Consider the following 22,188-nt stretch of genomic DNA (forward strand, 5'->3'; position numbering starts at 1 on the left):
TCGAGAGGGAAACAGCCCAGAACACCGACTAAGGTCCCTAAGCGTGTGCTAAGTGGGAAAGGATGTGGAGTCGCAGAGACAACCAGGAGGTTGGCTTAGAAGCAGCCACCCTTGAAAGAGTGCGTAATAGCTCACTGGTCAAGTGATTCCGCGCCGACAATGTAGCGGGGCTCAAGCACATCACCGAAGTCGTGTCATTGCAGCAATACTCCCAACGGAGGCTGTGATGGGTAGGGGAGCGTCGTGTGCCGGGTGAAGCAGCCGAGGAATCGAGTTGTGGACGGTTCACGAGTGAGAATGCAGGCATGAGTAGCGATACAAGAGTGGGAAACTCTTGCGCCGATTGACCAAGGGTTCCTGGGTCAAGCTGATCTGCCCAGGGTAAGTCGGGACCTAAGGCGAGGCCGACAGGCGTAGTCGATGGACAACGGGTTGATATTCCCGTACCCGCTTTGAAGCGCCAACGTCGAACCAGGTGATGCTAAGGCCGTGAAGCCGGCCCGGAGTCTTCGGACAAAGGGACGTGGTGGAGCCGCCGACCCAAGCCTGTAGTAGGTGAGCGATGGGGTGACGCAGGAAGGTAGTCCAGCCCGGGCGGTGGTAGTCCCGGGGTAAGGGTGTAGGCCGTGGGGTAGGCAAATCCGCCTCACATTAAGGCTGAGACCTGATGCCGAGCCGATTGTGGTGAAGTGGATGATCCTATGCTGTCGAGAAAAGCCTCTAGCGAGTTTCATGGCGGCCCGTACCCCAAACCGACTCAGGTGGTCAGGTAGAGAATACCGAGGCGTTCGGGTGAACTGTGGTTAAGGAACTCGGCAAAATGCCCCCGTAACTTCGGGAGAAGGGGGGCCATTGCTGGTGAGGGGACTTGCTCCCTGAGCTGGTGGTGGCCGCAGAGACCAGCGAGAAGCGACTGTTTACTAAAAACACAGGTCCGTGCGAAGCCGTAAGGCGATGTATACGGACTGACGCCTGCCCGGTGCTGGAACGTTAAGGGGACCGGTTAGTCACGATTCGTCGTGGCGAAGCTGAGAACTTAAGCGCCAGTAAACGGCGGTGGTAACTATAACCATCCTAAGGTAGCGAAATTCCTTGTCGGGTAAGTTCCGACCTGCACGAATGGCGTAACGACTTCTCGACTGTCTCAACCACAGGCCCGGTGAAATTGCATTACGAGTAAAGATGCTCGTTTCGCGCAGCAGGACGGAAAGACCCCGGGACCTTTACTATAGCTTGATATTGGTGTTCGGTTCGGCTTGTGTAGGATAGGTGGGAGACTTTGAAGCCGTGACGCCAGTCATGGTGGAGTCGACGTTGAAATACCACTCTGGTCGTGCTGGATGTCTAACCTGGGTCCGTGATCCGGATCAGGGACAGTGTCTGGTGGGTAGTTTAACTGGGGCGGTTGCCTCCTAAAGGGTAACGGAGGCGCCCAAAGGTTCCCTCAGCCTGGTTGGCAATCAGGTGTTGAGTGTAAGTGCACAAGGGAGCTTGACTGTGAGACTGACGGGTCGAGCAGGTACGAAAGTAGGGACTAGTGATCCGGCGGTGGCTTGTGGAAGCGCCGTCGCTCAACGGATAAAAGGTACCCCGGGGATAACAGGCTGATCTTCCCCAAGAGTCCATATCGACGGGATGGTTTGGCACCTCGATGTCGGCTCGTCGCATCCTGGGGCTGGAGTAGGTCCCAAGGGTTGGGCTGTTCGCCCATTAAAGCGGTACGCGAGCTGGGTTTAGAACGTCGTGAGACAGTTCGGTCCCTATCCGCTGTGCGCGTAGGAGTGTTGAGAAGGGCTGTCCCTAGTACGAGAGGACCGGGACGGACGAACCTCTGGTGTGCCAGTTGTCCTGCCAAGGGCATGGCTGGTTGGCTACGTTCGGGAGGGATAACCGCTGAAAGCATCTAAGCGGGAAGCCTGCTTCGAGATGAGCACTCCCACCTCCTTGAGAGGGTAAGGCTCCCAGTAGACGACTGGGTTGATAGGCCGGATATGGAAGCCCTGTAAGGGGTGGAGTTGACCGGTACTAATAGGCCGAGGGCTTGTCCTCAGTTGCTCGCGTCCACTGTGTTGTTCTGAAACAACGACCCACTTTTCCGGTGGATAGTTTCATAGTGTTTCGGTGGTCATAGCGTGAGGGAAACGCCCGGTTACATTCCGAACCCGGAAGCTAAGCCTCATAGCGCCGATGGTACTGCAGGGGGGACCCTGTGGGAGAGTAGGACGCCGCCGAACAATCATTCAGAGAAAGCCCCCTGACGGGATGTCAGGGGGCTTTCTCGCGTTTCCGGAACGTCGAAGGTGGTGCTAGGTCCACCTCAAAGACGGGAGGCACGGCCAATGTGCGGGGCGGGGGCGGAGGGGAGACTGGGGGCGTTCCAGGAACGGTGATCGACCCTCGGGAGTGGGCCTTGACGACAACGACGTGGTTCGACGGCGGTGCCGTCAGGTCTGCTGTGGGTGGGCGGGCCCAGCTGGCGGTGCGGGCGTTCGGGTCGGCCGTGGTGATGGCGGTCGCGGCCGGGGCCGGCGTGGCGGTGCCGGTGATGGCTGCGCTGTTCGCCGGCCTGACGGTGTTCCAACTGGTCGACAACGGCCCGCTGGTGCCGTACGTGGTGGCGCCGACGGTGCTGGTCGCGGGGGTGTCGGTGGCGTACTGGTTCGCGCGGCGCGGCGCGGGGTGGACGCGTCGGCGGGTGGAGCGCGGGTCCGGAGAGCCGTGGGTGGTGGCGTACTCGCCGCGGGTGGCGCTGGAGCAGGATTCGCGCGGGTTCTGGTGGACGGGCTTCTCGTACCACCGGAGTCCGGGGCTGGCGCGGCTGGTGCAGTTCGTGGGCTGGGCGGTGCGGGATCCGCAGACGCGGCGGGAAGCGGCCTGGCTGGTGGCGAACCCGGTGGGGGTGCTGGCGCTGCTCGGGGCGCCGATGGCGTTGGTGGCGGGCGGGTCGGTGTTCGCGCTGTCGGCGGCGGTGGATTCGCGGAGCTACTTCGGGCTTCACTACGAGGCGGTCAACGTGCTGTTCTCGGTGGTGATCGGCGGGGCGGTGGCGGGGGCCGGGCTGCTGGCGATGCCGTGGGCGGTGCGGGTGCACGGGGAGTTCGCGGGGCGGGTGCTGGGCGGCGGGCCGCGGCAGAGCCGGGCGCAGCTGACCAGGCGGGTGGCCCGGCTGACGGAGACGCGGGCGGATGCGGTGGACGCGCAGGCGGCGGAGCTGCGGCGGATCGAGCGGGATCTGCACGACGGGGCGCAGGCACGGCTGGTGGCGATCGGGCTGACGCTGGGCACCATCGAGCATCTGATGGCGAGTGACCAGACGGCGGCGCGCGAACTGCTGGCGGAGGCCCGGGAGGCGTCGGCGAAGGCGCTGCAGGAGCTGCGTGATCTGGTGCGGGGGATCCATCCGCCGGTGCTGGCGGAGCGCGGGCTGCCGGATGCGGTGCGGGAGTTGGCGCTGACGGGAGTGGTGCCGACGGAGGTGACGGTCAGCCTGCCGGGGCGTCCGGAGGCTTCGTTGGAGACGGCGGTGTACTTCGCCGTGAGCGAGCTGCTGGCGAATGCGGCGAAGCACGCGCGGGCCCGGCAGGTGTGGGTGGACGTGCTGTACCGGGCGGGCCGGCTGCGGGTGGTGGTGACGGACGACGGGCACGGCGGTGCGCGGTTGGAGGGCGGTGGCGGGTTGCGCGGGATCGAGCGGCGGTTGGGTACGTTCGACGGAGTGATCTCGCTCGAAAGTCCTGTGGGCGGGCCGACCACCATCACGATGGAGCTGCCGTGCGCGTTGTCCTCGCCGAGGATCTCTACCTCCTTCGCCAAGGCCTGACGAGGCTGTTGGAGGCCCACGGGTTCACCATCGCGGCCGCGGTGGAGACGGGGCCGGACCTGCTGGCGGCGCTGCTGTCGGAGCGACCGGACGTCGCGGTGGTGGACGTCCGGCTGCCGCCGACGCTGACGGACGAGGGGCTGCAGGCGGCGTTGGCGGCGCGGCGGGAGATTCCGGGCCTGCCGGTGCTGGTGCTGTCGCAGCACGTGCAGCAGCTGTACGCGCGGGAGTTGCTGGCGGACGGCACGGGCGGGGTGGGCTACCTGCTGAAGGACCGGGTGTTCAACGCGGACCAGTTCGTGGACGCGGTGCGCCGGGTGGCGGCGGGCGGGACGGCGATGGATCCGGACGTGATCGCCCGGCTGTTGCAGCACACTGCGGGGTCGGAGCCGCTGCAGCGACTGTCGCCGCGGGAGCGGGAGGTGCTGGGGCTGATGGCGGAGGGCTGTTCGAACTCGGCGATCGGGGCGCGGCTGACGATCAGTGACGGGGCGGTGGCCAAGCACATCGCCAACATCTTCGGGAAGTTGGGGCTCGCGCCGACGGAGGACGGCAACCGGCGGGTGCTGGCAGTGCTGGCGCACCTGAACGGGGTGGCGGACGGTTCGGGGAGCTGACGCCTTGTTCGGTACCGGCGGGACACGGTCTTGCCGAAGGGTGCGGAAAACCGGGCAGCACCGGCTCGGACCAGCGGCGGAGCGGGCCGGAACAGGTGCGTGCGGTGGTGTGGACCAGTGGAGGTGTGGTGCCGATCAGGGCTGGCGGCGGTGGAGAACGCGCGTGCGAGTAGTATCCGGTGGGCCGAGTCTGTCAACGGCGCACAGGTCTCGCGTCCTGACGTGAAGCGTGCGCCCCGGGGTGGGGACGTGTACTCGGCGGCTACAGGTCGTATACGGCAGCTGCCGAGTCCCAGGGGTTGATCAACGAATGGCACGTCCTTCCCTTACCCGCGCGCACCGGGCTCTGCTGGGCGTGGTGGCAGTCGGCGCGTGCATCATCTCGGGCATCGGTTTCGCCGGGTCGTACAACTCGGTGCGGGACCTGGCGATGGAGAAGGGCTTCGGCGCCTTCGCCTACGCGTTCCCGATAGGCGTCGACGCGGGCATCGTGGTGCTGCTGTCGCTGGACCTGGTGCTGACCTGGCTGCGGATTCCGTTCCCGCTGCTGCGGCAGACCGCCTGGCTGCTGACCGCGGCGACCATCGCGTTCAACGCGGCGGCGTCCTGGGGCGACGCGCTGGGCATGGCGATGCACGCGGTGATCCCGGTGCTGTTCGTGGTGGTGGTGGAGGCCTCGCGGCACGCGGTGGGCCGGATCGCGGCGATCACCGCCGACCGGCACATGGAGTCGGTGCGGCTGATGCGCTGGGTGCTGTCGCCGGTGCCGACGTTCCGGCTGTGGCGGCGGATGAAGCTGTGGGAGCTGCGCTCGTACGACGAGACGGTGCGGCTGGAGCAGAACCGGCTGGTGTACCGGGCGCAGCTGCGGTTCCGGTACGGGCGCGGCTGGCGGCGGTCGGCGCCGTTCCAGGCGCTGCTGCCGCTGAAGCTGGCGAAGTACGGCGTGCCGCTGGACCCGACGGTGCTGGACCGGATCGACGGTCCGCTGCTGCTGGACGGCGGGGTCGCGCCGGAGCAGGGCGTGCCGGCGGTCCCGCAGGCCCACCAGGCCCATCAGGTCGGCCAGGCGGCTCAGGCCGGTCGGCCCGGTCAGGTGACGCAGGGTCAGGCTCCCGCGCCGGCGGGCCCGGTGGCGGCCGTCGCGGCGCCCGAGCCGCAGGCGGCGGTGCCGGCGGTGTCGGCGGCCGTGGCGGTTCCGACGCTGGCGAAGCTGGCCGCAGTGCGGCTGCGGGACCAGCAGGATCCGGAGGCGGCGCAGGCGGCGCCGGTGATGCACCCGTCCGCGGAGTTGAACGTGTGGACGGCGCGGCCGGTGCGCTCGCACGTGGCGCAGCCGGACCAGGTGCACACGGCGCGGGTGCCGGGTCAGGCCTCGCCGTGGTTCAAGGCGCCGCGTCCGCACGAGGTGGAGGAGCAGGAGCGCCCGCCGTCGGGGTACCAGTCCGGGCCGGCCGAGGGCTACCCGGAGCAGGGCGGCTTCCCGGAGGAGCACCCGCGGGTGGAGCGGGTGCAGGAGCGGCTGGCGGCTGCGGCGCAGGGCCGGGGCCAGGCGCAGCAGGTGATGGTGGAGGCGGAGCCGATCCTGCGCTCGGGCCGGCCGATGCGGCTGGACGCGATGATGGAGGCCGAGCCGGAGCAGCTGCCGTTCGACGAGGAGGACGCGCCGGCCCGGCGGGCGTTCGTCGGGGCGGAGCCGCTGGACGCCGAGGAGTGCTTCGACGCGTTGGTGGCGTACATCGAGGAGCACCAGCGGCAGCCCGACGAGCGGCGGTTCGCGGAGTACCTGAGCCAGCGCGGGGTTCCCGGATCGCGGCCGGACGGCGGGGTGACGCCGAAGGACGTGGAGAAGATCTGGCCGGTCCTGGAGGAGCGGTACGTGAACTCCGGCCGGGAGTGATCCGCCCGGTCGTTCGGAGATAACCACAAAGTGTGCGATGGCCGCCCGCCGGTTCCTCTGGTGGGCGGCCATTGACGCTCCGGCGGGCCCGCCGTTACCTTCGCCTCAACAATTTGTTGAACTCGTGCGGTGAGTGGAGGAGCCCCCGGATGTCGCAGCCTGCTCAGGTCGATCCCGCCCGGCCCGTCTCGTTCTCGGATTCGGCCCTGGCCGCTGTCGAGGCCCTGTTGGCGCCGGTGGACGCCGAGTTGACGCGCCGTTACCCGGGCGAGCCCGGGTCGCGGCAGCCGGTGCACACCGTGTACGTGCCGGCCGACGCCTTCGAGGCGGGCACCGTGCGCGAGTGGGGCGGCCGGGCGCTGGCGGTGTTCGACCGGCACGCCGGGACGCCCGCGCGGCTGGCCGAGGCGCTCGGGGTCGCCGACGACGAGCTGCTGGCCGACGTGCACGCCCGGGTCCGGGCCAAGCTGGAGCGCGAGCCGATCGAGGACCTGCGGATCGACTTCGAGGACGGCTACGGCCCGCGGCCCGACGCCGAGGAGGACGCCCAGGCGGTCCGGGTGGCGGAGCTGGTGGCCGCCGCGGTGGCGGACGGCACCGCCCCGCCGTACATCGGGATCCGGATCAAGTGCCTGGAGGCGCCCCTCCGGGCCCGCGGCATCCGCACCCTGGAGCTGTTCCTCGGCACCCTGCTGGCCGCCGGCGGCCTGCCCGAAGGACTGGTGCTGACGCTGCCGAAGGTCACCTACGCCGCGCAGGTCACCGCGCTGGTGCGGCTGTTGGAGGACTTCGAGCGGCGGGCCGGGCTGCCCGCCGGGCGGATCGGGTTCGAGATCCAGATCGAGACCACCCAGGCGATCCTCGGCCCGGACGGCCGGGCCACCGTCGCGCTGATGATCGAGGCCGCCGAGGGCCGGGCCACCGGCCTGCACTACGGCACCTTCGACTACAGCGCCGCGTGCGGGGTCAGCGCCGCCCACCAGAGCATGGACCACCCGGCCGCCGACCACGCCAAGGCCGTCATGCAGGTCGCCGCGGCCGGCACCGGCGTCCGGCTGTCCGACGGCTCCACCAACGTCATCCCCACCGGAACCGCCGAACAGGTGCACGCCGCCTGGAAGTTGCACCACGGCCTGGTCCGCCGCTCACTGGCCCGCGCCTACTACCAGGGCTGGGACATGCACCCCGCCCAGCTGCCCACCCGGTACGCCGCCGTCTACGCCTTCTACCGCGAGGGCCTGACCGCCGCCTGCGCCCGGCTCGCCGCGTACGTCGCCAAGGCCGGCGGCGACGTGATGGACGAGCCCGCCACCGCCCGGGCGCTCAGCGGCTACGTGCTGCGCGGCCTGGACTGCGGTGCCGTCGACCCGGCCGAGGTCGCCGCCCTCACCGGCCTCGACCGCGCCCGCCTCGACGCGCTGGCCGGCCGCTGAGCCGGCCGCCGGACCTGCCGCCGTCCCGGCCGCCGGACCGGGAGGGCGCGACGGCCTAAGCTGGGCGGTGCCCGAGCAGCACCACCCCGCGAGCGACCCCGGAGAGCACCAGCGCCATGGCGGAGCCGAGCCCGAAGCCGTACCTGACCGTCCGGGGCGCCGGCAGCCACGAGTTGGAGATCAAGAAGTCCCGGTTCATCTGCCACCTGGAGCGGGTCGCCGACGAGGAGCAGGCGCAGGCGTTCATCGCGGCGATCCGCAAGCAGTACTGGGACGCCCGGCACAACTGCACGGCGTTCGTGGTGGGGGAGGAGCAGCCCCGCGAGCGGTCCAGCGACGACGGCGAGCCGGCCGGGACGGCCGGGGTGCCGATGCTGGAAGTGCTGCGGCGGCGCGGGGTGACGGACACGGTCGCCGTGGTGACCCGCTACTTCGGCGGGATCAAGCTCGGCGCGGGCGGGCTGGTGCGGGCGTACGGCGCGGCGGTGTCGGAGGCGCTGGACGAGATCGGCCTGCTGGAGCGGCGGCCGGTCGCCCTGCTGTCGGTGACCGCCGACCACACCCGGGCGGGCCGGCTGGAGAACGACCTGCGGGCGGCCGGGTACGCCGTCGCCGGACTGGAGTACCTGGCGGACGGGGTGCGGATCGAAGTGGGCGTCCCCGAGCCGGAGGTGGCGGAGTTCCACACCTGGCTGGCCGAGGCCACCGGCGGCTCCGCGGACGCCAGCCCGGCCGGCCGGACCTTCGTCGAGGTCGACGTCTGAGGCCTCCGTGCGCGCCTGACGGGGTGTCAATCCGGTAGCAGAGGCGGTTCGGGCGACGTTTCCGTAGCCGCCCGATGACACTCGAACGAAGGAACAACCCCCGGAGTCGGAACTTCCGCTCCGGGTCGCTTCGTCTCATTGGGTAAGGAACAACGATTCGGCACGACTCCGGGAGGAGGGGAACTCGCAGATCCCAGCACCGCACCACGGGAGGTTCCGCGTATGCCCACCGACCAAGCCCAGCCGCCGTACCGGCTGACGGCCGCGACACCCCGCCCGCACCACGACACCGCCGCCCTCGTCGATCACCTGCTCGCCGCCTGGCTGAAGGCGGAGGGCCGCGAGGAGCCCGCGCCCCGCGCCCAGGGAGCGCCGCCCGAGCGACTACGGCTCGGTGACCGGGTGCTGCTGGACCGCGACGGCGGCCCACTGCCCGGCCGAGGCCCCGGAGCCCGCTACAGCCGCCGCAGACTGCGCACGCCGGCCCCGCACGGCACCGACCAACTGACCCTCACCCTCGCCTCGGAGGCCGCCGACGGCCCGACCCGGCTGCGGATCGAGGCCGACCACCTGCCCTCCGGCCCGGCGGTCGCCGGCCACGGCCGGGTGCCCGTCCCCGAACTCGTCCGCCAGCTGCTGCCGTTGCTGGACGCCGCCGAGGGCCCGGTGCCGCTCGGGGTCGCCCCGCGAGTGCTCGGCCCCGCCGACCTGGACGACCTGATCGACGAGCTGTGCGACCCGGAGCGGCAGTTGCCCACCGTGGTGGCCAGCGTGCCGCCCGCCGTGCCGATCGAGCAGTGGCAGCAGCAGATGCTCGGCCCGCTGCTGCGCCAACTGCCCGGCCTGGCCTCGCTGTACGTGCTCGGGCACACCGCGCTGCCGCGGTTCAACCTGGCCCTGGAGTACCACAAGGTGTACGGCGGTGCGGTGCGCACCTTCCTGCCCGAGGTCGATCCGGCCTCCCGCGCCGACGCCGCCCGCCACCCCGTCCTGCCGCGCCAGCGGAGCGACGAGAACCTGCGCCGCGCCGCCGCCCTGCTGGCCCGCGAACCGCGCCGGGTCGCCGCCGAACTGCCCGCGCCCGCACCGCTGGACGCAGTGCCCGAACTGTGGCTGCCGCCCGAGGCGCGCAAGGCGCCCGCGGCGCCCAGGGCCACCGTCGAGCGGCCGCCGGTCCGGCTGGAGCGCTGCCGGCTGCGGCTCGAACCGCCCCGTGAGCCGCGCCGCGCCCGGTGCGGCACCGGCCCCGCCAGCTTCGGGGAACTGGTCGACCGGTTCGGCGAGTTCCCGTTGCTGGAGTTCACCGGCGACGCCAAGGAGACGCTCGCCCTGGACGGCCAGAGCGACGGCGTCGGCTGGGCCCGGCTCACCTGGGACGGGCTGACCGCGCTGCAGGAGTACGCGGCGGCGGCGGTCCGCGGCGAGGCCGGCGGCGATTTCAAGCAGTGGTGCGAGCACACCCCGCCCGGCTGCCACCGCTTCCCGCCGCGCAAGGCGGTGCGCGGCGAGTCCCGCACCGTCGCCAGTCACGGCAAGTGGAAGCGCCAGCGGATGCTGCCGGTCCCCGCCGACGTCGACTCCTCCTGCCGCGCGTTCATGGGCGCCCACCTGCGGATCGGCGGCGGCGGCACCGCGCCCAGGGTGCACTACCTGGACGACTGCTCCGGCAGCGGCCGGATCTACGTCGGCTACATCGGCCTGCACCTCACCAACACCCGCACCAACTGACCGCGCCCGGGAGGGGCCGACGCGAACGGCGGCCCCTCCCCTCACCTGATCCGGCGTCAAGGGTCGGCCAAACCCCGGAGGTTGGCTGACCCGGAGGGCCGGACGGGGGACAATGCTGCTCGGGCCCCGCCGCGGCGCCCCGCCGACGTGCGCCGGACGAGCAGGGGGAACGACCGCCGATGCAGCATCCAGCCGACGACCGCGGCGACGGCAGCACCACGGTGCTCCAGTCCGGGTTCCTCGCCTCGCTCTTCCACGACCTCGGCGGCGCCGAGGAGGCCGAGCCCGCCGCCCCGGCCGCCCCGCCGACAGTGGTGCCGCTACAGCCCGGACCGGCCGACGGGCCGCTCGGCGGCGGGCCGCGGAGCGCCGCCGAGGACGACCCGGTGGCCGCGCACGGCCGGGCCGCCGCACTCACCCACCACCGCACCCTCGCCGTGCAGGCCGACCACGAACGCCTGGCCGACCTGCTGCGCCGGGCCGCCCAGCCGGTCTCCGCGATGGACTTCGAGAGCCAGCTGCGCAGCTACCGGCCCAAGCCGTACCCCGACGCCGGACCGGACACCGAACCCGAGCCCGCCTGGGCCGACTTCGCACCGCCCGAGCCCGCCGGCGCCGACCCCGACCAGCCCCCGTCGCGCCGCCTGCTCGACTCCGGCTACCAGCGCGAACTCGCCCAGGCGCGGCTGCGCCACCAGCGTGCCCTGCGCGAGTGGCGCACCCGGCAGGCCGAACTCGCCGACAGCGGGGTGATCGCCGCCCGGCAGGCCCACGAGCAGGCGGAGCAGGCCAGGGCCCGGGCCGTCCAGGAGTACAACGACAGCCTGAAGGAGTGCCGCCGCGCCTACCGGCTGGCCGAACCCGCCGCCGTCGAGTCGCTGCTGGAACGCGCCCTGGCCGCCGCCGAGGGCGTCACCCGGGACCTGCCCGCCCCCTGCCGGGCCGTGTTCCGGCCGCTCACCCGCACCGCCGTGCTCGACCTCGACCTGCCGCCGCTGGACACCGTCCCCGCGCTGGCCGGCTACCGGCTCGCCGAGGACGGCGCCGTCGAACCCGTGCCCCGGCCCGCCGCCGACGTCCGCTCCGACTACCTGCGGCTGGTCGCCCGGCTGGCCCTGCGCGCCCTGCAGGCCGCCGACGCCGTCGACACCGAGGAGGTGCTCGCGGGCGTCGTCCTGAACGGCTGGCTGCGCACCCCGGGGCAGCCCCCGCGGTGCCTGCTCAGCGTGGACGCCGACCGCGACGCGCTGGCCCGCACCCGGCTGGTCCCCGACGCCGGGCACCTCGCCGACGACGGCGTGTACGCGGACGCCGAGCACGACGAGTCGCTGTTGCGGCTGCGCGCCCTCGCCGCCGTGGTCACCCCCGACCCGTACGCCGGGGAGGCCGTCGTGCCGTGGGGCACCGCCCCGGCGACCGTCCCCGCGCTCGGCGAACTCTCGCCCGGCGAGTTCGCCCACCTGGTGCGGGCCGTGCTCACCGCCGGCGGCCTGCAGGACTGGAGCGTGCGGCTGCGCGGCCCCGCCGGCCTGGTCGCCACCGCCGAGGGCGAACCCGGCAGCGGACTGCCCGGCCGCTGGGTGGTGTGGGCCTCCCGCGGTCCCGCGCCCGTCACCGCGGAGGAGATCGCCACCCTCGCCGAGGCCGTCCGCGAGGAGCAGGCCGACCGCGGCCTGCGGATGACCTGCGGCCAGTTCGCCGACGAGGCCGTCGACCTGGCCGCCGACGACCGCTACCAGCGCATCCACCTGATGGACGGCGCCGGCATCCGCGAACTGGCCCGCACCCACCTGGCGCTGCCGCTGGCCCTGTGAGGCCCGCCGGACCCTTGCCGTCGGAAGGTACCGGCGGGTTCGCCCGGCGTTCGGCCGTTCGGGGTGACAGGCTGGGGGAGTGGAGAACCCATTCCCCGGCCACCGGCGCGGCCGGCGCGCGAACGCACAGGCGACCCGGCGGACCGGCGGGGCGGCAGCCGGCCCGGGCGGCGGCCCGAGCGCCGCGCAGGAGCGCGAGCAGGCGATGGCCGAGATGTACGCCGAGTGCGGGCTGCTGCGCGAACTCGCCGACTCCTCCGGCGTCCGCCTCGACGACACCGTCGACTCGCTGACCGCCCTGGACCAGCTGCTGCCCGGCTGGCGCGACGACCCGCAGGTGTCCCAGTGGCTCGGCACCGACGCCGGCCTGTACCTCGGCACGGTGATCCGCCGTCAGGTCGCGGGCGCGCACTGGCAGCTGGCCGCCGACGGCCGCCCGCTGATGGTGCTCGCCACCGGCTTCGAGCTCGACGTCACGGCGCTCGGCCACGGCTGGGCCGAGCAGGGCGCGCCACAGCTCGCCGCGGTCTACCTGGCGGCGTCGGACGGCTGACGGCCGGTCACTCACTCCGACGGTCCGCCGGGGGCGCGGTCCGGCCGCGCCGCCCGCAGGCTGGTGAGCAGGGTCCGGCGCCGTCCGGCCCGGGCCGGACGGACTGGCTGCCCGTGGGCAGCGGTCAGCGCAGCCGTCCGGCCCCTGCACCGAGTTCGGGGGAGGCCGAAACTGACCGCCGTGCTGGTCGCCGCCGGCGCGTTCCTGATGACCCTGGTCGGCGGATTCGTCGCCCAGCGCACCGGGGACCGCCGCCACCTGGTGCTCGGCTTCGCCGCCGGACTGATGCTCGGCGTGGTCGCCTTCGACCTGCTGCCGGAAGCCATGGCGCAGGCCCCGCAGGAGCTCCACGGCGTCCCCGAGGCGCTGCTGATGTTCGCCGCCGGGTTCCTCGCCATCCACGTGGTCGAACGGGCGGTCGCCATCCACCGCGGCCACGAGGGCGAGTACGCCGCCCACAGTCACGGCCACAGCCACAGCCACAGCCACGCGCGCGGGGAACGGCACCGCGAACAGGGCGTCGGGCTGGCCGCGGCCTCCGCGCTGGTCCTGCACAGCATGATGGACGGCTTCGCGATCGGCGCCGCGTTCCAGGCCGGCACCACGGTCGGCACCGTGGTCGCGATCGCCGTCGTCGCGCACGACTTCGCCGACGGCTTCAACACGTACACCCTCACCCGGCTCTACGGGAACAACCGGCGGCGGGCCCTGGCGCTGCTGTTCGCCGACGCGGTCGCGCCCGTCACCGGGGCGGCGATCACGCTGCTGTTCACCATCCCGGAGCAGGTGCTCGGGCTCTACCTCGGGTTCTTCGGCGGGTTCCTGATGTACCTGGCGACCTCGGACATCCTGCCGGAGGCGCACAGCCCGCACCCGTCGAAGGTGACGCTGGCGTGCACGCTGCTCGGGGTGGCGTTCATGTGGCTGGTGGTCGGGCTGACGTAGCGCCCAGGTCCAGGGTGGACCAGTGGCGGCGCAGCGCGGCGAGGGTGGCGGTGACGGCCGGACGGCGGGAGGTCTGGGTGCGCCACAGGGCGTGAATGCGGCGGACCGGCTCGGGGACGACGGGGCGGGCCAGGACGCCGGGCGGGAGGGGGCCGCGGCCCAGCCGGGGGATCAGGCCGAGGCCGAGGCCGGCGTCGATCAGGGCCAACTGGGTCTGGAACTCGCCGACCTGGTGGGCGACGTCCGGCTCCTCGCCGGTCTCGCGCATGGTGCGCAGCAGCCAGTCGTGGCAGATGTTGCCGGGCGGGACGCTGATCCAGCGCTGCCCGCGCAGCGCGGTGACCGGCACGGCGTCGAGCGCGGCCAGCGGGTGCGCGGCGGGCAGCAGCAGGTCGACGGGGTCGGTGCCGAGGTCGAGGCGGTCCACGCCGTCCTGGACCGGCAGCGGGACGGTGGCCCAGTCCTGCACCACCGCCAGGTCGACCTCGCCGCGGGCCACCAGCTCGGCCGCCGGATAGGGGTCGCTCTCCACCAGGCGGACGTCCAACTCGGGGCAGCTGTTCCGCAGTTCGGCGAGGACGGCGGGCAGCAGCCCGCGCGCGGCGGTGGGGAAGGCGGCCAGCAGCAGGCGCCCGGCGGCGCGGCCGCGCTGCTCCTCCAGCGTCACCTCGGCCTGCTCGACCAGGGCGAGCACCTGGTGCGCGGTGTCGGCGAGCCGGACGGCGGCGTCGGTGAGCTGGATGCCGCGGCCCTGGCGTTCCAGCAGGACGGTGCGGGTCTCGCGTTCGAGTTTGGCGATCTGCTGGGAGATCGCGGACGGGGTGAAGCCGAGGGCCGCGGCGGCCCCGCCGACCGAGCCGTGCACGGCGACCGCGTGCAGGGCGCGCAGGCGTCCCAGATCCATCATGCAGCGATGCTAAACGGTGAGGTTGAGGAAATGTCGCTGGTGCTGAACATTCGGTGCGGGAGATGCTCGGGGCATGCCGCCTTCCTCGACGTCCATGACACCCCGTCACATCGCCCTGGCCGTGCTGATCGCCGCCGTCTGGGGCCTGAACTTCGTCCTGATCGAGGTCGGCCTGGACGACTTCCCGCCGCTGCTGTTCTGCGCGCTGCGGTTCACCGTGGTCGCGCTGCCCGCCGTGTTCCTGGTCGGGCCGCCGCGGGTGGCCCGGCGCTGGGTGCTGGGGGTCGGGCTGACGCTCGGGGTGGTGAAGTTCGGACTGCTGTTCCTCGGCATGCACGCCGGCATGCCCGCGGGCCTGTCCTCACTGGTGCTGCAGGGCCAGGCCGGGTTCACCGCGCTGTTCGCCGCCGGGCTACTGCGCGAGCGCCCCGGGCGGCTGCGCACCGCCGGGCTCGCGGTGGCGTTCGCCGGGATCGCGCTGGCCGCGCTCGACCACGGCGTGCACGGCCCGGTCGGGGCGTTCGCGCTGCTGCTCTGCGCCGCCGCGGCCTGGGGCCTGGCCAACGTGCTGACCCGCAAGGCCGCGCCGCCGGACGCGCTGCGCTGGATGGTGTGGGTCTCCGCGGTGCCGCCGCTGCCGCTGCTCGGGCTGTCGCTGCTGGTCGAGGGCCCGGACGCGGACTGGGCGGCGCTGCGCGGCATCAGCTGGGCGGGCGTCGGCGTGGTGCTGTACGTCGGGCTGGTGTCCACACTGTTCGCGTTCGTCGCCTGGAGCTACCTGCTGCGCCGCTACGACGCCTCGGTGGTGGCCCCGTACTCGCTGCTGGTGCCGGTGTTCGGGATGTCCTCGGCGGCACTGCTGCTCGGCGAGCGGTTCAGCGCGCTGGCGGGCGCGGCGACGGTGCTGGTGATCGCCGGGATCGGGCTGGGCGCGGTGCCCGCTACGGCGTGGGGCCGGCTTCGTACGCTTCCTCGGCGTGGCGCAGCGCGCGCAGCAGGGCGTCCTGTTCGGCAGGGCTGACCGGGCCGAAGTACTCCTGGGCGACCTCGTGCCGGACCCGGGAGATCCGCTCCAGCGCGCCGTGCCCGGTCTCGGTGAGGACCAGTCGCACCGCCCGGCGGTCCGCCGGGTCGGGGGTGCGGGCGACCAGACCGGCCTCCTCCAGGGCGTCCACCACCGTGGTGGCGGAGCGCGGCGCGATGTGCAGCCGCTCGGCGAGTTCGCTCAGCCGCATGGTCTGGGCGCTCTCGCAGCCGGGGGCGTGGGCGAGGGTGCGCAGGGCCCGGCCCTGGGCGGGGGTGAGGCCGTACGGCTCCAGCCGCTGCATGGTCTGCCGGCGGATCCGCTTCATCGCCCGGGTGAGTGCGTCGGCGAGTTCCGCGGCGGTGTCGGCGGGGCCGGGGGAGGTCATGGGCACAGGGTAGCGGGCGGGTCGCGACGGGTACGGAGGGTCACCGATCTCGCCTCGATAACATGTTGAGCTTGGCTCAGTAATCGAGTAGCTTAGGCCATCCTAAGTCGCTCGCCGTGCCTTCGAGGAGTTCCGTCATGGCCCGCTCCACCGCCCGTGTCACCACCGACCGCCCCGCCCGCTACGCCAAGCAGCTCGCCGCCCACATGGGCCGCAAGATCACCGCCGAGTGGTCCGAGGAGACCGGCCGCGGCACGCTCGCCTTCGGCGCCGGCCGGGCCGAGCTCGTCGCCGAGGAGGGCGCGCTGCTGCTCGCCGTCGACGGCGAGGCGGAGAACCTGGCCCAGCTGGAGGACGTGGTGGGCCGCCACCTGGTCCGCTTCGGCACCCGGGACGAACTGGTCGTCGCCTGGCAGCGCGAGAACGGCGAGGCCGGCACCGTCCAGCGCCTCACCGGCGAGGAGGGCTGACCGGCCCCGCGTCCCCCGGGCTCAGCTCTGCCGCAGCGGCGGCATCGGCACCGGCACCGCGAACGCCGTGGCCCCCGCGCCGACCCCGCCCTCGCAGCTGTTCGGCGGGGCGGTGGTCACGCCCCGGGTGGACGGCTTCTCCGCCGCCCAGAACATGAAGCCCAGCAGGCCCGCGCTGGTGCCCGCGCCGTTCGGCGCGGCGCTCTGCAGCCAGCTCCCGGTGGCCTTCTGCACCGAGTTGGCGAAGTTGGTGCACTCCGGGCGGACCTGCGAGCCCTCCGCGATGTACAGCCCGCCGGTGAACTTGGCCGGCGCCAGCGGCGGGATCGCCGGGTTGTACTGGGCCTTGCCGTCCAGGTGCTCCTGCCAGTTGGAGGTCGCGGTGGCGGCCGTGGGCTGCTTGCTCGGCACCATCGCGTTGGCGTAGTCCAGCACCGGGTTGGTGGTGGTCAGCCAGTGTGCGGTGGCGTACTGGTCGATGCCGATCAGCCAGCGGTCGCCGGCGGCGACGTCGATGGTCAGGCGGGCGGTCGGGTCGGCGCCGGTGGCGTCGTACGGGTGGGCGCTGCGGTAGGCGTCCACGAACGCCTGCAGGCCCGTCAGGTTCGGGCTGTTGCTGTTCTCGTAGTCGATCTCGATGCCCACGCCCAGCTTGCTCGCCAGTGCCGCGGCCTTCTGCCCCAGCCCGGCGCCGTTCTGGGCCAGCGCGGTGTCCCAGTCGCCGGTGTAGGTGATGCCGCCGATGGAGAGCATCACCCGGATGCCGTGCGCGGTGAAGTAGTTCACCACCTGCTGGTTCATGCCCACCGGCACCCCGTCCGCGTTCCCGGCGTCGGTGGTGCCGTTCAGCAGGCGCAGCGGGTTGACGAAGCTGAGCACCACCACGTTCACCGAGGGCCGGCCGTCGCCCCGGTCGATCAGCCAGTGGTTGGCGGCGTCGAACTCGGCGAGGTCGCGCACCTTCGCCCAGGTGCAGGCGTCGTTGCTGCAGTGCCAGGCCCCGTACACCTGCATCGGGGTGGCGGCCGCGGCACTCTGCACCGGCAGGGCGGTCACCGCCAGGGCGAGCAGTGAGGCGGCCACCGAAAAACGGGTCATGGGCATGACTGGGGAACGCACATTCGCCTCCCGGCGATCGCGTGCTGATGGGTGGGGAAAAGGGTGCGCGCGAGCCAGGAGGGCGTCAATGGTCCGGACCGAAAGCGTCCTTGACCGGACATCAGTCCGACGGAGCGTCGGACTCCGGGCCGGGACGCCGGGGCCGAGCGGCGGTCCTGCCGGTCGGGTCGGCCTTGCCGGTCGGGCTGGTCGGGTCGCTCGGGCCGGTCGGGTCGGGCAGCAGGTGTGGCAGCGCCGGGTGCAGGCCGAGCAGCAGCAGGCCCGCCAGGCACCAGCTGGCCAGCACGTCCAGGAGCCAGTGGAAGTCGCTCCACACCAGGCCGAACCCCACGCCCAGGCACACCAGGACGGCCGCCGCACGGACCTGCCGGCCGGGCCGCTCCGGCAGGACCCTGGCCAGCAGCAGGGCCGCCGTTCCGTACGCGATCGAGGAGGTCGCCGTGTGGCCGGACGGGTACCAGCCCCACTGGTCCGCGGCCAGCGGCGCCCCGAACGGGCCGGGGCGGGCGAACCAGGCCTTCGCCGGCACCACCAGCAGCGGGATCAGCACCGCCGCCAGCACCGCCACCGGCACCGGCGTCCACCAGCGCGGCCGGCCCCCGCGCCGGGCCAGCCACGCCGCCAGTCCCGCGCACCCCAGCAGCACCGGCACGGCCGGCACCCCGCCGCCCAGGTCGGACAGCGCCACCCCGAAGTGGTTCAGCAGCGTGGAGTCCAGCGACCGGCGCAGGTGCCGCACCGTGTCGCGCACCGCGGTGTCCACCTCGAGCAGCGGACCGTCCACCGCCACCTGCCAGGAGATCACGGCCAGCAGCACCCCGAGTGTCAGGGGCAGGACAAAAAAAGTCGGCCGCCCCGGAGCAGGGGGGAGAGCTCCAGGGCGGCCAAGGCGATCGCCGCGCCGTGCGGCCCGGGGGGTATGGGCGGGACGGCCGGTCGATCGGTCCGGTGCATCCGCCAACGCGGCGGACGGGGGTGTGGGCAGTGGTTGCGGTTCGCTGTCCATCTGTGATGACAGTACGTCAAAGCCGGGGCCCCGGGCAGTCGACCGGGCATCGTCCACAGCATCTTCACCACCGGCGGAGCAACCTCCACCACCCCGCGGAACCCGCCTGACGCCGGATCAGATGCCCGCGAAAGCCGACTCCAGGATGTCCAGGCCCTCGACCAGCAGGTGCTCCGGCATCACCAGCGGCGGCAGGAACCGCAGCACGTTGCCGTAGGTGCCGGCGGTCAGCACCACCAGGCCCTCCGCGTGGCAGGCCTTCGCGATCGCCGCGGTCACCTCCGGGTTCGGCTCCTTGCTGCCCGGCTTCACCAGCTCCACCGCGACCATCGCGCCGCGGCCGCGGACCTCGCCGATCACCTCGAACTTCTCCTGCAGCTCGCGCAGGCGACCCAGCATGACCTCGCCGATCCGCTGCGCCTTGCCGTTCAGGTCCTCGGACTTCATCGTCTCGATCGCCCCCAGCGCGGCCGCACAGGCCACCGGGTTGCCACCGTAGGTCCCGCCCAGGCCACCGGCGTGCGCGGCGTCCATGATCTCGGCCCGGCCGGTCACCGCCGCCAGCGGCAGACCGCCCGCGATGCCCTTCGCCGTGGTGATCAGGTCCGGGACGATGCCCTCGTCGTCACAGGCGAACCACTGGCCGGTGCGGCAGAAACCGGTCTGGATCTCGTCCGCCACGAACACGATGCCGTTCGCCTTCGCGAACTCCACGATGGCCGGCAGGAAGCCCTTGGCCGGCTCGATGAAGCCGCCCTCGCCCTGGATCGGCTCAATGATGATCGCCGCGACGTTCTCCGCGCCGATCTGCTTGGTGATGATGTCGATCGCCTGCGCGGCCGCCTCGTCGGCGCAGTTCTCCGCACCGGTCAGCCAGCGGTACGGGTACGCCACCGGCACCCGGTAGATCTCCGGCGCGAACGGCCCGAACCCGTGCTTGTACGGCATGTTCTTCGCCGTCAGACCCATGGTCAGGTTGGTGCGGCCGTGGTACCCGTGGTCGAACACCACCACAGCGGTCCGCTTGGTGTACGCGCGGGCGATCTTCACCGCGTTCTCCACCGCCTCGGCGCCCGAGTTGAACAGCGCGGTGCGCTTCTCGTGGTCACCCGGGGTCAGCTCGTTCAGCTGCTCCGCCACCGCCACGTACCCCTCGTACGGGGTCACCATGAAACAGGTGTGGGTGAACGCGGCCAGCTGCTCGGTCGCCTTCGCCACCACGGCCGCGGCGCTGTTGCCCACGTTGGTCACCGCGATGCCCGAACCGAAGTCGATCAGGCTGTTGCCGTCCACGTCCTCCAGCACGCCGCCGCCGGCCCGCGACACGTACACCGGCAGCGTGGTGCCCACGCCCGCGGCCACCGCGCCGAGCTTGCGGGACTGCAGCTCCTGCGACTTCGGGCCGGGGATCGCAGTGACCAGACGGCGCTCCTGCGGGAGCGGAGTTGCAGCGCTCATGTCTTCTCCAAGTTCTTGACGCGGTAACCGCAGGCTACGACCGGCCACTCCGGGCGGGCATGCGCCACTCGGTACTGCTGGGCCGTCCGAATTGTCCGGCGCGGCCAGTGGCCGAAGATCGTCCGACCCGTTCCCCCCTCCACTACATTGGCCCCGGGTGTGTCGGTGGGACGGCGATGCGGGTATGGCACCGCCGGCAACGTAGGAGGGGCCCCAAGTGGAACTGAACGACGCGCGAACCCAACACACCCATCCCCACCTCCCCCCACCCCGCCCCCCTTCCACCTCCCCACCTGGGCCACCGCCCCCCGCCCCGAAGCCCCACCCGGCGTCTACCGGCAGCACCACACGCCTTACGACACCAAGAAGGCGGAAGACGCCCAGACCCCCGCAGGCCCACTCCTCCTGCGCGCAGCGCTGAACCTGTTGGTCGCGGCGATCCTCTACCCCTACCTGGTCGGGTTCGAAGTGGACCTGATGCACTGGGCGGGGATCGACACTCGGCTTCCCAGCGCGCTCATCAACTCGCTCGGTCTGATCCTCGGAGTGATCGGCGCCGTCCCGCTGGTCTGGTTCTTCGGTCGTCTGGGCCGGTGGCGCGAGGTCGGCCGGCGCTTCGTCCTGCCGGTGGTGCTGAAGACCGTCACCGAGGCGCCCGCTGCTCCGGAGGAGGCGCCGGTGGTGGATGTCTGGGCGGAGTTGCGGGGGGCCGGGGAGGGGGTTCGGCGGCTGGAGAGCGAGCCGGTGGGGGACGTGGACTACGTGCGGCTGCACCAGGCGTGGCGAACGGTGGGCGGTGACCGCGAGGCGTGGCAGGAGTTCGCGGCGCAGCTGGCCGCCCACGGCCCGGCCGCGTGCGCGCACCCGTCGGAGCAGCGCGACCTGCCCGGCGGCCGGGCCGCCCGGCACGACCTGATGGTGCGCCAGGTGCGGTTGGGCACGGCGCAGGACGTGGTGAAGAACCCGGTGACGCACCGGAACGCGGGGTTCGCGCTGGACCCGCGGGTGCTCGGGACCTCGCTGCTGGCGGTGGGCCCGGCCGGCACCGGCAAGACGGCGGCGCTGGCCCGGCCGGTCGCGGAGGCGCTGTGCCTGCAGGCGCTGGCGGGTGCGGCGTGCGCGGTGGTGGTGGGGGCGTCCGATGCCGATCTGGGGCCGGACGACTGGTACGACGTGGTGATCGCCCCGGGCGACCCGTCCGCGCCGTACGGGCTGGACCTGTACGGGGCCGCGTCGAATCCGGACGAGGCGGCGGCCCGGTTGGCGGACGCGCTGCTGCCGGACGAGCTGGCGCCGCGGGCGGAGAGCGCCCGGACGGCGATGCAGCAGGTGGTCGGGCCGTACCGGGCGGGGTACGGCCGCTACCCGGGGGTGCGGGAGTTGCGGGCGCTGCTGGCCGGGGACCCGGACGCGTGGGCGGAGTTGGCGGAGCAGCTGCAGAAGTCCGGGCGGCGGGCCGAGTACGAGGCGGACCTGCAGCAGCGGGACCGGATGCACGGCCGGGCCGACGACCCGGGGGCGCTGCTGGCGGACCGGCTGGCGCTGCTGGACCGTCCGGCGCTGGCGGCCGGGTTCTCCGGCGGCCCGGCGGCGAAGCCGGCGTTCGCGATGCGGGCGCTGGAGCACCCGTTGCGGGTGCGGGTGAAGCTGCCGGAGCGCAGTCACCCGGAGGCGGCCCGGATCCTGTCGCGGCTGCTGCTCGGCCAGTTCACCCAGGCCGCCGCGGACCGGCGCGACCGCGAGCTGTTCGCCGGCCTGGTGCTGGACGACGCCACCGCGGCGGTCGACGCCCAGGCGATCCGGGGCCTGCAGCGGCTGCGCGGGGCGAACGCCGGCGCGGTGCTGCTGCTGCGGACGCTGTCGGACCTGCCGGAGGCGCTGCGCGCGCCGCTGTTCGGCGCGGTCGGCAACCGGATGGCGTTCCCCGGCATCGCGCCGTGGGACGGCCGGCTGTTCTCCGAGGCCTGGGGCACGCACCTGGTCCGGGAGACCGCGGTGACGCACACGCCGGACACCTCCGGCGGAACGGTTCGCCGCGCGGGCCGGCTGCTGCGCAAGGCGCTGTCCGGGACGACGGCGCAGACCGAGTCGGTCACCACCCGGGACGTCGAGCGGCACCGCTGGTCGCCGTCGGACCTGGCGCACGCGCTGCCGTCGGGGCACGCGGTGGTGTCGCTGACCTCGGTGACGGGGGAGCAGGTGCCGCCGCTGCTGGTGGACCTGCGTCACTGAGCGGGCCGGG

The 22,188-nt window shown here is 72.6% G+C and carries 17 protein-coding genes and 2 rRNA genes (1 of these 19 only partly in view); 14 read left to right on the forward strand and 5 right to left on the reverse strand.

Annotated elements, in window-relative coordinates; genetic code table 11:
• The 11 genes from BX266_RS23795 to BX266_RS23845 all read left to right on the forward strand — a co-directional run.
• Positions 1 to 2,049: ribosomal RNA gene (locus tag BX266_RS23795) — 23S ribosomal RNA — on the forward strand (it extends 1,058 nt beyond the left edge of the window).
• A 68-nt stretch (positions 2,050 to 2,117) separates the two neighbouring features.
• Positions 2,118 to 2,234, forward strand: a 5S ribosomal RNA gene (gene rrf / locus BX266_RS23800).
• A gap of 176 nt (positions 2,235 to 2,410) precedes the next feature.
• The gene (locus BX266_RS40915) at positions 2,411 to 3,820 is read left to right on the forward strand and encodes a histidine kinase (protein WP_310794801.1); all 1,410 of its coding nucleotides are present in this window, start codon (positions 2,411 to 2,413) and stop codon (positions 3,818 to 3,820) included.
• Positions 3,772 to 4,437, forward strand: a complete 666-nt coding sequence (locus tag BX266_RS23810; protein ID WP_099902941.1) for a response regulator transcription factor — start codon at positions 3,772 to 3,774, stop codon at positions 4,435 to 4,437. The genes BX266_RS40915 and BX266_RS23810 overlap by 49 nt, the downstream gene beginning before the upstream one ends.
• Before the next feature lie 310 nt (positions 4,438 to 4,747).
• A complete protein-coding gene (locus tag BX266_RS40095) occupies positions 4,748 to 6,337 on the forward strand; it encodes a DUF2637 domain-containing protein (RefSeq protein ID WP_099902943.1) in 1,590 nt (529 codons plus the stop codon).
• 149 nt (positions 6,338 to 6,486) lie between these two features.
• Complete coding sequence (locus BX266_RS23820) at positions 6,487 to 7,770, forward strand: DUF6986 family protein (RefSeq protein WP_259464820.1); 1,284 nt, start codon at positions 6,487 to 6,489, stop codon at positions 7,768 to 7,770.
• 116 nt (positions 7,771 to 7,886) lie between these two features.
• Complete coding sequence (locus BX266_RS23825; protein ID WP_099902945.1) at positions 7,887 to 8,534, forward strand: YigZ family protein; 648 nt, start codon at positions 7,887 to 7,889, stop codon at positions 8,532 to 8,534.
• Between the two features lie 222 nt (positions 8,535 to 8,756).
• The gene (locus BX266_RS23830; RefSeq protein WP_099902947.1) at positions 8,757 to 10,262 is read left to right on the forward strand and encodes a hypothetical protein; all 1,506 of its coding nucleotides are present in this window, start codon (positions 8,757 to 8,759) and stop codon (positions 10,260 to 10,262) included.
• Between the two features lie 179 nt (positions 10,263 to 10,441).
• A complete protein-coding gene (locus tag BX266_RS23835; protein ID WP_099902949.1) occupies positions 10,442 to 12,076 on the forward strand; it encodes a restriction endonuclease in 1,635 nt (544 codons plus the stop codon).
• A gap of 79 nt (positions 12,077 to 12,155) precedes the next feature.
• Complete coding sequence (locus BX266_RS23840) at positions 12,156 to 12,629, forward strand: DUF6278 family protein (protein WP_259464821.1); 474 nt, start codon at positions 12,156 to 12,158, stop codon at positions 12,627 to 12,629.
• A 207-nt stretch (positions 12,630 to 12,836) separates the two neighbouring features.
• Positions 12,837 to 13,574 carry a ZIP family metal transporter gene (locus tag BX266_RS23845; RefSeq protein ID WP_099908224.1) on the forward strand — a complete coding sequence of 246 codons (738 nt, stop codon included), beginning with the start codon at positions 12,837 to 12,839 and terminating at the stop codon, positions 13,572 to 13,574.
• Here BX266_RS23845 and BX266_RS23850 read toward each other — a convergent pair.
• A complete protein-coding gene (locus BX266_RS23850) occupies positions 13,546 to 14,481 on the reverse strand; it encodes a LysR family transcriptional regulator (protein ID WP_099902951.1) in 936 nt (311 codons plus the stop codon). The genes BX266_RS23845 and BX266_RS23850 overlap by 29 nt on opposite strands.
• A gap of 94 nt (positions 14,482 to 14,575) precedes the next feature.
• Between BX266_RS23850 and BX266_RS23855 the strand changes: the two genes are divergently transcribed.
• Positions 14,576 to 15,502, forward strand: a complete 927-nt coding sequence (locus BX266_RS23855) for an EamA family transporter (protein WP_099902953.1) — start codon at positions 14,576 to 14,578, stop codon at positions 15,500 to 15,502.
• Here BX266_RS23855 and BX266_RS23860 read toward each other — a convergent pair.
• Positions 15,423 to 15,893 carry a MarR family winged helix-turn-helix transcriptional regulator gene (locus BX266_RS23860; protein ID WP_099902954.1) on the reverse strand — a complete coding sequence of 157 codons (471 nt, stop codon included), beginning with the start codon at positions 15,891 to 15,893 and terminating at the stop codon, positions 15,423 to 15,425. The two genes, BX266_RS23855 and BX266_RS23860, sit on opposite strands and share 80 nt — an antisense overlap.
• Positions 15,894 to 16,030: 137 nt before the next feature.
• Between BX266_RS23860 and BX266_RS23865 the strand changes: the two genes are divergently transcribed.
• Positions 16,031 to 16,363, forward strand: a complete 333-nt coding sequence (locus BX266_RS23865; protein WP_099902956.1) for a DUF2218 domain-containing protein — start codon at positions 16,031 to 16,033, stop codon at positions 16,361 to 16,363.
• A 21-nt stretch (positions 16,364 to 16,384) separates the two neighbouring features.
• Here the strand turns inward: BX266_RS23865 and BX266_RS23870 are convergent, their stop codons facing one another.
• The 3 genes from BX266_RS23870 to gabT all read right to left on the reverse strand — a co-directional run bounded on the left by BX266_RS23870 (position 16,385) and on the right by gabT (position 19,946).
• Complete coding sequence (locus BX266_RS23870; protein ID WP_259464822.1) at positions 16,385 to 17,461, reverse strand: glycoside hydrolase family 18 protein; 1,077 nt, start codon at positions 17,459 to 17,461, stop codon at positions 16,385 to 16,387.
• Positions 17,462 to 17,582: 121 nt separating this feature from the next.
• Complete coding sequence (locus tag BX266_RS23875; protein ID WP_259464823.1) at positions 17,583 to 18,299, reverse strand: phosphatase PAP2 family protein; 717 nt, start codon at positions 18,297 to 18,299, stop codon at positions 17,583 to 17,585.
• Positions 18,300 to 18,605: 306 nt separating this feature from the next.
• On the reverse strand, positions 18,606 to 19,946 hold the full coding sequence (gabT, locus tag BX266_RS23880) for a 4-aminobutyrate--2-oxoglutarate transaminase (RefSeq protein ID WP_099902962.1): 1,341 nt from the start codon (positions 19,944 to 19,946) through the stop codon (positions 18,606 to 18,608).
• 426 nt (positions 19,947 to 20,372) lie between these two features.
• Between gabT and BX266_RS23885 the strand changes: the two genes are divergently transcribed.
• On the forward strand, positions 20,373 to 22,178 hold the full coding sequence (locus BX266_RS23885; protein WP_120314398.1) for an ATP-binding protein: 1,806 nt from the start codon (positions 20,373 to 20,375) through the stop codon (positions 22,176 to 22,178).
• The last annotated feature ends 10 nt before the right edge of the window (positions 22,179 to 22,188 follow it).

Origin of the sequence: Streptomyces sp. TLI_171 (genome assembly GCF_003610255.1) — a bacterium.
Lineage (GTDB): Bacteria > Actinomycetota > Actinomycetes > Streptomycetales > Streptomycetaceae > Kitasatospora.